An 11,471-nucleotide genomic window follows, 5' to 3' on the forward strand; every position below is an offset into this window, starting at 1 on the left:
TGTAGCTTCTGGCTGCAAACATCCATGCTTGCTTTCAGCTGATGGTGTATTGGACTGAATCTGTGTGAAAACTCTGGATGATGTATGCTTTTCGGCAAAGGCTGGAGGCATGTATGTCGAGATTTATCGCAAGCGCCAAACGAAGTCAGTCGTTGCTATTCCCGACCGGCTTGAAGATTGGACCAACGGGTGCGTAGCCACACCACGACGTCAATAATGCTGCGAAACCTCACTTTGTTGCGCATCTCGGACTACAAAGTTTAATTGTGAAAGTCCGCTAATAGCGCACAGCGGACGTCGAGATTTTTCAATAGCTAGATGGATGCTACTTGGACGCTAGAGGCCTCACCAATACCAGTAGTTGCTTTCCAGGAAGAGGCATTGTTTCCATCTCAAACCTGAGCGCCGTGAAGGCTCACAACTTGAATTTTCCTGGAAAAAGTCCGCCTAAAAATCTTCGAATAAGTTCAGCAGAGCGTCGTCGCGAAAAAACCTGCATATCGGTAAGGTAATTTACCCACATACCTTCCAGTAAGGCCAACGTTCCGCTAGTGGCATCATTCACCAAGTTAGGATCATGTCCGTTTTGTTGAGCTATCTCCGTGAACGCACGCCGCAAAGTCTCGACAAGTTTGGGATCCTGAGTGCTGCTGTATCGGGCAATACCAGGGTGTGAGCTCGCGATGCCTCGGAATGCATGCCAGATTTTCGTACTTCGTGGATTGAGCAAAGCTTCGGACAGATCCGCCTCGATCACAGCCATCACTCGCTCTTCGGGCGATGCATCCGAGCCCAGATCGGTCATTCTGTCCATCTCGGCATAATACTCGGTACTGAAATGCTGGGCCGCTGCGGTCAGCAAATTGTCCTTCCCCCCGAAATGCAAATGGATCATTCCGCGCGACAGACCTGAGCGCTCGCAGATGCGACTGACCGAGGTATCGGTGACTCCAATATCAGCAATAGTATCCAGTGTCGCCTTGATCAGAAGCTGCCTGTTGGCTTCTGGATCGCGCTTCGAGCTACGTTTTCTTCCTTTAGGCTCTGTCACTCTATTCAATGATTCCATCAGCTTAGGGTCTTCTCATATGGGTGGCTCACAGGAAGATTGACACGAAAGGCCTTTCTGGCGCAACATTAAATGGACGATCGTCCATTAGAGACTCGTAAGTACCGAGATGGGAGATAGGGTGATTTTTCGTAGCGAAGCGTCCCGGGGTTATACCCTCAGCGCACCAGCCACGGCATACGTGGGGTTTCTGGTGGCGGCGCCTTTGGTGATCCTGATCGCCTATTCGTTCTGGACCCAAACCTACGTAACGCTCGACAAGACACCGACGCTGAAAAACTATAGCGACGCGTTTGCCGATCCGCTGGTTCGACATTTAATGCTAAGGTCGATCTGGATTGCCGGAGCAGTTACGGTAGTCACTGTCGCACTGGCCTATCCCATCGCGTACTTCATCGCGATGAAGGCCCGGAAAAAGACCATCTGGCTTCTGCTCATCACCATTCCGTTCTGGTCCAGCTACCTCCTGCGCGTATTTGCCTGGAAACTCATCCTTGGGTTCAACGGGGTGATGAATTCTGCACTATTGATGCTTGGTCTGATCGACGAACCGCTCGACTTCTTGCTCTATAATGAATTCGCCGTCGTGCTGACGCTTGCTCATGCCTGGGCACCTTTTGCGATCCTGCCAATCTATGTCTCGTTGCAGAAGATCGATCCAAGCCTGTTAGAGGCCGCCACAGACCTCGGTAACAGTCCTTTGCAACGCTTCATGCGGGTGACACTGCCGTTGACCATCCCAGGGATCATTGCGGCTTGCCTGATCATCTTCATTCCGACTGTCGGTGACTACGTGACCCCAGCGCTGGTCGGCGGATCGGACGGGAAGATGATTGCCAATCTTATTCAGGTGCAATTCGGGGCCGCTAACAACTGGCCTCTCGGCGCCACACTTTCGCTGATCGCGATGCTGTCGGTCGGCTTCGTCGCCATCGTGTTTGTCATTACCGCTACCCGGCTTGGGAGGAGGATCAGATGAAGCGCCCCTCGACCCTGACAGCCTATGCTTTCCTGTATTTGGTGTTTCTATACCTGCCGGTTCTTTTCCTACCGTTGTTCTCGTTCAACAGCGGTACAATCGTTGCATTTCCGATCAAGGGCTGGACGCTGGACTGGTATCGGAAGCTGGGTGAGCAGGATACTTTGATCCAGGCCCTTTGGAATTCACTTGGCGTCGGCACGGTCGTCGCACTTCTATCCACTGCTATGGGGCTGTTCGCTGCCCGCGCCTTTGTTCGATACCGTTTTCGGGGTCAGCGTGCTGCTGAAGGTTTGGTGATGCTGCCTTTGGTCATACCTGGCATTATCGTGGCCTCGTCAATGCTGGTCCTGTTTCTGTTTCTCGGTCTCAAGCCGTCTTTGCTGACCGTTGTTCTGGGCCATACGTTTCTTGCGCTGCCATTTTCCGTCTCGATCTTGAAGTCCGCGTTCGATGACTTCGACGCGTCGCTGGAAGAGGCATCTTACGATCTGGGCGTCGGCGTGTTCGAAACCTTTCGTCGCGTGACGCTGCCGGTCGTTTCCCCCGGTATCGTAGCCAGCATGCTGGTCACTTTTACGGTCAGCTTCGATGAGTTCGTCCTGGCCTTTTTCCTGTCAGGCAACCAGCCAACCCTGCCGGTCTATATCTGGAGCCAGATCCGTTTCCCCGCCAAGCTTCCAAACGTTTTGGCCTTGGGCTCTATCCTGCTGCTCACCTCGGTTCTGCTTTTGGTGCTGGCCGAGTACTTCCGCCGCCGCTCATCCGCATCAGAGGTCAGATGACAGACAGAAACATCATAGAACTCAGGGGCGTCGAAAAGCGCTATGGCACATTCCTGGCGGCCAGCGGGATCGATCTCGATCTCAAAGAGGGCGAGTTTTTCTCACTCCTCGGCCCCTCGGGATGCGGCAAGACTACGGTATTGCGGATGATCGCGGGCTTCCAGGAACCGACCGAGGGTACCGTGCTGATCGACGGTCAGGATATGGAAGGTGTGCCTGCCAACAACCGTCCAACGAATATGGTATTTCAGAGCTACGCCATCTTCCCGCACCTGAACGTCGGGAACAACGTGGCCTATGGCTTGCGGGGCAAGGCGCCCAAGGCCGAGATCGAACAGCGCGTAGCCGAGGCCCTGGAAATGGTCGAGCTGGGCGGTCTTCAGGATCGCGGCGCAAGTGAATTGTCGGGTGGGCAGCGGCAAAGGGTGGCGCTTGCCCGCGCGCTGATCATGCGACCCAAAGTATTGTTGCTGGACGAGCCCTTGTCAGCACTCGACAAGAAGTTGCGCGAACAGATGCAGTTTGAAATGCGCAACCTGCAGCAATCCCTTGGCATTACCTTTGTGATGGTCACACACGACCAATATGAGGCGATGACCATGTCCGATCGTATTGGCGTGATGTTCAATGGACGACTCAAGCAGGTGGATACACCAACCACGCTTTACGCCCGTCCTTGTGATCAGCAAGTGGCCAGTTTCATCGGTGAGATGAACATACTGCCTGCCCAATTATCAGGCGAAACCGGCAATATGTTGTCGATCGATGCAGCCGCCTTCGGGCGGATTGAGATTGAGAGAAATCCCAACGTTGCGACCAGTTCTAAAGACATGAACATCGGTATTCGCCCGGAACAATTGGAAATCGCTGCTGAAAAGCCAGAAGACTATCCATCAACGGTTCAAGGCACTGTCAGCAACGTCGCCTTCTATGGCGAGAACATTCACTATCACATTCAGGTTGCGGGAGCCGAAAAGCCAATCTCGGTCTCGGTTCCCAACTACTTTCACACGGTAGATTTCAAACGCGGCGACGCAGTTTGGCTGGGGCTTCAGGGGGCAAGCGTGATCGATCTAGGTACAGACACAAAGTAAAATAGTGGGAGGATAAAATGAGAGTTCAGGGAATTGCGGCCTTCGCATGTGCGACGGCGATAAGTACGGGAAGTGCCATAGCAGGTGGCGCTGATCTAACGGTTTTTGACTGGTCGGGATATGAAGACCCCGGGTTCTTTGCCAGCTACATGGAAAAATACGGGGATGAGGCGCCAAGCTATTCCTATTTCGGAAGTCAGGAGGAAGCCTTTACGAAACTGAGTTCGGGTTTCACGGCTGATCTGGCGCATCCTTGTTCTGACGCGGTCCGGAAATGGGTCGCAGCCGATCTGATCCAGCCGCTCGATGAAAGCAAGCTGACCAATTGGGCCGATGTTTTACCTGAGATTAAGGAAGTCGACGCCATCGTCCTGGACGGCCAGCTTTACATGTTGCCGTTCGAGTGGGGGAACACGGGTCTTATCTATCGTACCGACAAAATCTCGGGGGATGATATCTCGCTGCAATTGCTGGCTGACCCGGCCTATGCAGGTAAGATCGCGATCCCGGATGCGGCGTCGTCTGCATATGCCCTGGCTGCGCTGGCCACTGGAAACGCTGATGATTACACAAATCTGAGCGATGAGCAGTTCAAAGAAGCATCGGATTTCCTGCGCTCAATCCACCCAAACATGCGCTTTTACTGGTCCGATGCGGGTCAGTTTGATCAGGCCATGACCAGCGGTGAGATCGAAATGGGTTGGGCCTGGAACCAGTCCGAACTGAACCTGATCTGGAACGAAGTGCCTGCCGCCATGATGCGTGACGTCGACAAAGGTATCGCGACTTGGGCGTGTGGCTACGTGCATCTGAAGTCTTCCACGACACCGGTCGATCAGGTCTATGATCTGTTGAACGCGCTCACTGATCCTGCAAGCGGCCAATACATCATCGACAACTGGGGTTACCCACATTCCAACGCAAAAGCCTTCGAAGTTGCCGATCAAGCCAATATCGAAGCCTATGGTTTTGCCGATCCGAAAAGCTTCTTCGAAAGCAGTTTGTTCTTTGACGCGGTGAACCCCGAGTTGGAGGCAAAAATGCTGGCAGAATTTGAACGGATCAAAGCCGGATTCTAACACAACCATATTTCCGGGGCCTTCGGGCTCCGGAACCCAAATATAGGAAAAACGCGTGATTATGTCGGACGCGAACCCATACGCTCTGCTCTTCGAACCGGTTCAGATCGGGCCTGTCACAGCCAGAAACCGCTTTTATCAGGTGCCGCATTGCACCGGACTGGGACACCTCAGGCCACGGGCGGATGCTGCCGTCCGCGGAATGAAGGCTGAAGGTGGTTGGGCAGTGGTTTCCAATCAGGAGACCGAGATACACCCGACCTCGGACTTGTCCCCCTATGCCGAGGGGCGATTGTGGGATGGACGCGATGTACCTGCGTTGCGGCTGATGACAGATGCAGTACATGCACATGGTGCGCTGGCGGCCATCCAGCTGGTACATAATGGCAATCATGCGCAAAACCTGCTGACCCGCGCTCCGGTTCTTGCTCCGTCCGAGATGTCCGTTGATATGACGCATCCCAAGCAGGCGCAGGCCATGGATAAGGCCGATATCCGGGAATTCCGCCGCTGGCATCGCGAGGCCGCCCTGCGCGCGAAAGAGGCCGGATTTGACATCATTTACGTCTATGCCGGACACAACATGACTTTGGCGCAACATTTCATGCTGCCGCATATGAACCAGCGTAGTGATGAATATGGCGGTTCGCTTGAAAATCGCGTGCGCCTGACGCGCGAATTGCTGGTAGATACCCACGAAGCTGTAGGCGACAGCTGTGCCGTGGCGTTCCGCTTTGCCATTGATGAGATGGTGGGCGCCGACGGTATGCAGGCCGCAGAAGAAGGCCGTGCCGTGGTCGAGCTTTTGGCCGATCTTCCTGACCTATGGGATGTGAATGTGGCCGACTGGTCCAATGACAGTGCCACAACCAGATTCCAGCCGGAAGATGGTTATCAGAACGCGTTTCTGTCCCACGTCAAACAAATCACGCGGAAACCCGTGGTAGGTGTCGGTCGCCTGACCTCCCCCGATATGATGCTGTCGATGGTCAAGAAAGGTATTGTCGACCTTATCGGAGCGGCGCGACCTTCTATTGCGGACCCATTCATACCGAATAAGATTGAAGAAGGCAGGGTCGACGAAATTCGCGAATGCATCGGCTGCAACATCTGCGTGTCTTCGGACAATCTGGGTATTCCGATCCGCTGCACCCAAAACCCGACCATGGGCGAGGAATGGCGTCGCGGCTGGCACCCCGAGATCATTGCACCGAAAAAAAGCGAGGCGGAAGCACTGGTAATCGGTGGCGGACCCGCAGGTCTTGAGTGTGCCATGCAAATCGCACGGCGAGGATATCAGGTGACCTTGGCCGAAGCCTCAGCTGAATTTGGTGGACGTGTTGCAAAGGAAAGCAAGCTTCCCGGCCTAGCGGCCTGGTCGCGCGTCGTCGATTATCGCCTGAATGATCTGAAACAGCGCGGCAACGTTCAGTTGTTCACCGACAGCAGACTTGACGGCGATCAGGTGGCAGAGCTTGGCGTCGAACACGTCTTTGTCGCCACCGGCAGCCGTTGGCGTACGGATGGCATGGGGCGAAACACCCAGCGCCGTATGCCTCATATCGAGCAAAGCGCCAGAGTGCTGACACCTGATGATATCATGAACGGCATATTGCCTCCGAATGGCCCGGTGATGATCTATGATGATGACCATATCTATTTGGCAGGTGTGATTGCAGAAAAACTGGCAGCTGCCGGATATCCGGTGGTCTTTGTCACGCCGGAGAGTTTGGTCTCTGCTTACGCCGTACATACTTTGGAGCAGCCCCGTATTCAGGCTCGTCTGATCGAACTTGGCATCGACATTCGCTGTAATCAGGTGCTGACCGCGGTCGAAAGTGACATGGCCCGCATCGGATGTGCCTTTACCGATCGCGAAGCGAGTATTCCCTGTGCCTCGACAGTTCTGGTTACCGAGCGCCAGCGAGAGACAGCGCTTTACGACAGCTTGCGCGGGGTTGGGTTGAAGACCCTCGAACTTTTAGGCGATGCCGCGTCTCCAGGACTGATCGTCGACGCTGTCTTCGCAGGCCACCGTGCGGCCCGCGATTTTGAACGCCCAAAGGCAGAAGCAGACAAGGATTGGTTTCGCCGCGAGATAGTCGATTTGGAGGAAACGTGATGAACAGCCGACCGATTGGGTTAGATGCTTTGATGGCCTCGCACCAGCACGGCCACGCTCTGCCGCGCGGATTCTATACCTCGCAAGACATCTATGACTATGACATTGCCCAGGTCTGGAACCGCAACTGGCTTTGGGCAGGGCATGTCAGCCAAATTCCAAAACCCGGTGACTATTTCCTGTTCGACTATGGCCCGGAGAGCATCATTATTGTTCGCGACCGCGAAGGCGAAGTTCGCGCTCATTTGAACGTCTGTCGCCATCGTGGATCTCGCGTCTGCACTGAACAGTCTGGCAACTCCCGTGTTCTTGTTTGCCCGTATCACGCCTGGACATATGAACTTTCGGGGAAACTTCGTGCTGGCCATAACATGGGGGAACACTTTGACCCATCCAAATTCGGGCTCTTTCCCGTTCAGGTGAGTGTTTTTAAAGGCTTGATCTTTGTGTGTGCCGATGCAAACACGCCATCGCTAGATCCTGTCCTCAGCCAGCTTTCGCCACTCGTCGAACCCTATGGCTTTGACGATCTGAAAGTGGCGCATACGGCGTCTTTTCCGGTTCCAGCGAATTGGAAACTGGCGGTTGAGAACTATCTTGAATGCTACCACTGCGGACCAGCACACAAAGAATACTCTCGCTCTCATAGCCTGAAATCGCCACAAGACATGGCTGGCTTGGTCGAGCCGCTAAATGCAAGGGCTGTAGAAGTCGGGCTGGCACCTGATGAATTGGCGCTTGTTGGCGAGGCTGCGCCCACCCCATTCACCAGCGGGTATTATCGGCGCTACCCGCTTTACCAAGGTTACAAAACCGGCAGCAAATCGGGTGAGGCACTTGCGCCATTGCTTGGAACGCTGAAAGGCTTCGACGGTGGCGCAACTGACTTTGATATTGGCCCATTGAATTGGTTCCTGATCTATTCGGATCACCTGGTGGGCTACCGCTTTATTCCACGTGGTCTACAAGAAACCGACATTCAGGTGGTCTGGTTGGTTAACGCTGATGCCGAAGAAGGCCAGGACTACGATAAGGAAGACCTGACCTGGCTTTGGCATGTCACATCTTTGGATGACGAACGCATCATTCGGCACAACCAGTCCGGCGTTAATTCTCAATACTTCCAACCGGGGCCCTTGGGCGAAATGGAAACCTCGATCCAGGATTTTTACGATTTCTATTTTGCCATGATCCGCTCGGAACCAGAACAAAGGATGGCCGGTAATGGCTGAGGTAAAATCACGCCGTCGCGGTGGTGGTGGGCGCGCCGCGCGCATAAAGGTTCAACAGGCGACCACGGGCAATGAGGCCGTGCGTGGGGGATTAAGTGGCGGCCGCTATAAGCCGCTTACCCCAACAGATATGGAGAACATCCATCAAGCGGCTCTGACCGTTCTGGAAAAAACCGGCATTACCGATCATTTCCCGGAATTACTTGATCTGGTGCTGCCCAAGGGCGCGGTGATGAATGATCTAAATCGGCTGTGCTTCCCCCGCGCACTGATGGAAGACATCCTGGCTGGTGCTGCCAAGGAGTTTTACGTCTATGCCCGCGGAGAGCGTGAAGGCAAAGACGACATGCATTGCTCGGCGGAGAGCGTCTATTTCGCCAACTCCGGCACCGCCGTGACCACCTTCGATTCCGAAACTAAATCTTATCGCCCGTCGATCTTGCGCGATGTCTATGATTTTACCCGTCTGGTGGACCGTTTGGACAACATCCATATGCTGGGCGACACGGTTTTGGCCACCGATGTGACTGATGATTTCGCTCACGACATGAACACCATTTATGCCATGCTCGCAGGCAGCCAAAAACCTGCCTGTCTGACCTTTCGCGACCGCAGCCATATTCCGCATGCCATCCGCATGTTTGATTTTGCTCAAGGTGGTGAAGGTGCTTTCATGAAAAAGCCAAGCGTCATATTTGGCGGCTGCCCCATGGTTTCCCCCTTGCGGGTCGGCAAGGAAAACATGGAAATCCTGATTGATACCGCCAAGCTAGGCCTGACGGTTGATTTGGCGGTGCCTCCTCAGGCCGGGGCCACAGCCCCCGCTACACTTGCGGGAACGCTGGTGCAAACCGTGGCCGAAACGCTGGCCTGCGTTGCCATCGTAAACCTCATCACACCAGGTTGTCCGGTCTGCTTTGCCGCCTGGCCCTTCATCACTGACCTGCGCAGCGGGTCGTTCACCGGCGGCAGTGGCGAACAGGCTCTGATCGGGGCCGCAGCCATTCAGATGGGTAACTTTTATGGCCTTCCAACCTCTGTCGGCGCAGGCATGACCGATGCCAAGATACCCGACGCGCAATACGGGTTGGAAAAGGCACTAACCTTCACGCTTGCCGCTCATGCCGGTGCCAATCGTTTGTGCGAGTTCGGGGGTATGATCGGTAGCCTGATGGGATGCAGTTTTGAAAGCATGGTCATCGATGACGAAGCGGGCGGTATGATCCTGCGATCGTTGCGCGGGATTGAAATCACGGATGAAACCATGGCGGTGGATGTGATCCATCAGTGTGCCATCGACCCTGGTCATTTTCTCGGCAACCCGCACACACTGAGCTATATGAACAGCGAATTCGTCTACCCACGGCTCATGGATCGTGAGCGCACGGACACATGGGAAAACGAAGGCAAAACTGATCTTCTGGACCGCGCCCGTGACAAGGCCAATTCCATTCTTGATAGCCATTTCCCCAACTACTTCGGCGCCTCAGACGCTCAGGTTCGCGAAGAATTCCCAATTGTGATGAGCACAGAAAGCATGGCCCGCCGTGGATAACTCTAACGTCAAGCAATGGGATAACGATCACTTCCTGCACCCGTGGGAAGGGATGGCAACATTGGGCGAAAACGACCGCACTTTTATCGAAGGTGCCAGCGGCATCCATGTGGTGAACGAAAAAGGCGAACGCTTGATCGACGGACCGGGAGGCATGTGGTGCACTCAGATCGGTTATGGGCGCGCGGAGATGGCCGAGGCCATGGCTGAGCAAGCTCGGAACCTTGCCTATTTCTCGCCCTTTAACAATTCCAACTCGACTACTGCGCGGTTCGCGCGCGAAATCGCTAAACGTGCGCCGGGCGATTTGAACAATGTCTTTTTTACCACCGGCGGTTCCACTGCGGTTGATACGGCCATCCGGTTTGTCCATTTCCGCAACAACCTCTTGGGACGCCCCAAGAAAAAGAAAATCATCTCACGGCAAAAAGCTTATCATGGAAGCACTTATCTGGCGGCCAGCATCAGTGGAAAAGAGCGTGACAGACTTTGGCTCGACAAGGCGGATGACCTCGCACATTTCCTGCCAGACGTGAATCCGCTTTATCGTGCGCCTGGTCAAAGCGAAGAGAGCTTTCTGAAAGAGAAAGTTTCGGACCTGGAAAACGCCATTGTGACGCTGGGCCCAGAAAATGTTGCCGCGTTTATCGCCGAACCGGTTCTGGCATCTGGCGGCGTGATCGTGCCGCCAAAGGGATATCACGAAAGCTGCATAAACATCTGCAGGAAGTATGATGTTCTATACATTTCCGACGAAGTAGTGACGGCTTTCGGGCGATTGGGCCATTGGTTCGCGTCTGAGGCAGTTTTTGGCATTCAGCCAGACATAATCACCTGTGCCAAAGGAATGACATCTGGGTATGCACCGATGGGCGCCGCGATTATCTCGGATAGATTGATCGCCGATGTTGCAGGGAAAGATGCTACCTTCTCAAATGGCTACACCTATTCTGGCCACCCGGTCAGCGCGGCCGCTGGTCTGAAAAGTATGGAAATTATTGAACGGGAAAAGCTTCTCGAACACGTTCGAAGGGTCACTCCGATTTTTCAGGATCAGCTACAGCAGTTGGGTCAGATTGACATCGTTACCGATGTGCGCGGCATGGGGTTGATGGGATGCGTTCAGTGCTCAGTCGATGGTGATCCCCAGAGCGATCTGGGGTGCGACTACGAGATTGGTAGCCAGATCGATATCGAATGCCAGAAACGTGGGTTATTGGTTCGACCTGTGATCAACATGTGTGTTCTTTCACCGCCCCTAATCATTAGCGAAAGTGAAATTGAGCAAATGTTTGCTGTCTTGCGAAAAGGGCTTGAAGCGACAAGTGCGTGGCTCAGCGGGATTAGAGGCCAATGAATTGCTTGCGCTATTGTTGCGAAAGCCCGGAGGCCGCCATTTCAGCGTATTGTCGTATGCTCCACGATCTCCGCCAAAACCGTTCGGCCTTGGCGGTTTTGAAGAAGGTTTTGACAGCGACGGTTTCCTACGGGTTGGCATTATCTATTACGGGTCTGTCACAGTGTTTTTCTCGTACTGCTTGCTTCCACGGTGCTTC

9 protein-coding genes are annotated in these 11,471 nt (G+C 54.2%); 8 read left to right on the top strand and 1 reads right to left on the bottom strand.

The genetic code is table 11. The features are described from left to right. Positions 1-415 precede the first annotated feature (415 nt). The gene (locus AC2FHX_RS17185) at positions 416-1,069 is read right to left on the bottom strand and encodes a TetR family transcriptional regulator C-terminal domain-containing protein (protein WP_496692080.1); all 654 of its coding nucleotides are present in this window, start codon (positions 1,067-1,069) and stop codon (positions 416-418) included. A gap of 109 nt (positions 1,070-1,178) precedes the next feature. Between AC2FHX_RS17185 and AC2FHX_RS17190 the strand changes: the two genes are divergently transcribed. The 8 genes from AC2FHX_RS17190 to AC2FHX_RS17225 all read left to right on the top strand — a co-directional run bounded on the left by AC2FHX_RS17190 (position 1,179) and on the right by AC2FHX_RS17225 (position 11,272). Beyond that, the gene (locus tag AC2FHX_RS17190) at positions 1,179-2,048 is read left to right on the top strand and encodes an ABC transporter permease (RefSeq protein WP_496702811.1); all 870 of its coding nucleotides are present in this window, start codon (positions 1,179-1,181) and stop codon (positions 2,046-2,048) included. Continuing rightward, complete coding sequence (locus AC2FHX_RS17195) at positions 2,045-2,833, top strand: ABC transporter permease (protein WP_496690593.1); 789 nt, start codon at positions 2,045-2,047, stop codon at positions 2,831-2,833. Before AC2FHX_RS17190 ends, AC2FHX_RS17195 begins: the two co-directional genes overlap by 4 nt. After that, positions 2,830-3,927 carry an ABC transporter ATP-binding protein gene (locus AC2FHX_RS17200; protein ID WP_496692077.1) on the top strand — a complete coding sequence of 366 codons (1,098 nt, stop codon included), beginning with the start codon at positions 2,830-2,832 and terminating at the stop codon, positions 3,925-3,927. Before AC2FHX_RS17195 ends, AC2FHX_RS17200 begins: the two co-directional genes overlap by 4 nt. 17 nt (positions 3,928-3,944) lie before the next feature. Next, positions 3,945-5,006, top strand: a complete 1,062-nt coding sequence (locus AC2FHX_RS17205; protein WP_281973932.1) for an extracellular solute-binding protein — start codon at positions 3,945-3,947, stop codon at positions 5,004-5,006. A gap of 61 nt (positions 5,007-5,067) precedes the next feature. After that, on the top strand, positions 5,068-7,128 hold the full coding sequence (locus AC2FHX_RS17210; RefSeq protein ID WP_496702995.1) for an oxidoreductase: 2,061 nt from the start codon (positions 5,068-5,070) through the stop codon (positions 7,126-7,128). After that, complete coding sequence (locus tag AC2FHX_RS17215) at positions 7,128-8,360, top strand: aromatic ring-hydroxylating oxygenase subunit alpha (protein ID WP_496702808.1); 1,233 nt, start codon at positions 7,128-7,130, stop codon at positions 8,358-8,360. Before AC2FHX_RS17210 ends, AC2FHX_RS17215 begins: the two co-directional genes overlap by 1 nt. Next, positions 8,353-9,915, top strand: a complete 1,563-nt coding sequence (locus AC2FHX_RS17220; protein ID WP_496702806.1) for a trimethylamine methyltransferase family protein — start codon at positions 8,353-8,355, stop codon at positions 9,913-9,915. Before AC2FHX_RS17215 ends, AC2FHX_RS17220 begins: the two co-directional genes overlap by 8 nt. Further along, entirely contained in the window at positions 9,908-11,272 is a 1,365-nt protein-coding gene (locus tag AC2FHX_RS17225; RefSeq protein WP_496702804.1) for an aminotransferase, read from the top strand. The genes AC2FHX_RS17220 and AC2FHX_RS17225 overlap by 8 nt, the downstream gene beginning before the upstream one ends. Positions 11,273-11,471: the final 199 nt, after the last annotated feature.

Source organism: Ruegeria sp. CDSC042, from assembly GCF_059610745.1.

Bases quoted from the DNA above. Each gene is read 5' to 3' on its own strand.
- AC2FHX_RS17215 (WP_496702808.1), top strand. From the start codon at position 7,128: ATGAACAGCCGACCGATTGGGTTAGATGCTTTGATGGCCTCGCACCAG.
- AC2FHX_RS17195 (WP_496690593.1), top strand. From the start codon at position 2,045: ATGAAGCGCCCCTCGACCCTGACAGCCTATGCTTTCCTGTATTTGGTG.
- AC2FHX_RS17190 (WP_496702811.1), top strand. From the start codon at position 1,179: ATGGGAGATAGGGTGATTTTTCGTAGCGAAGCGTCCCGGGGTTATACC.
- AC2FHX_RS17185 (WP_496692080.1), bottom strand. From the start codon at position 1,069: ATGGAATCATTGAATAGAGTGACAGAGCCTAAAGGAAGAAAACGTAGC.
- AC2FHX_RS17220 (WP_496702806.1), top strand. From the start codon at position 8,353: ATGGCTGAGGTAAAATCACGCCGTCGCGGTGGTGGTGGGCGCGCCGCG.
- AC2FHX_RS17210 (WP_496702995.1), top strand. From the start codon at position 5,068: ATGTCGGACGCGAACCCATACGCTCTGCTCTTCGAACCGGTTCAGATC.
- AC2FHX_RS17205 (WP_281973932.1), top strand. From the start codon at position 3,945: ATGAGAGTTCAGGGAATTGCGGCCTTCGCATGTGCGACGGCGATAAGT.
- AC2FHX_RS17200 (WP_496692077.1), top strand. From the start codon at position 2,830: ATGACAGACAGAAACATCATAGAACTCAGGGGCGTCGAAAAGCGCTAT.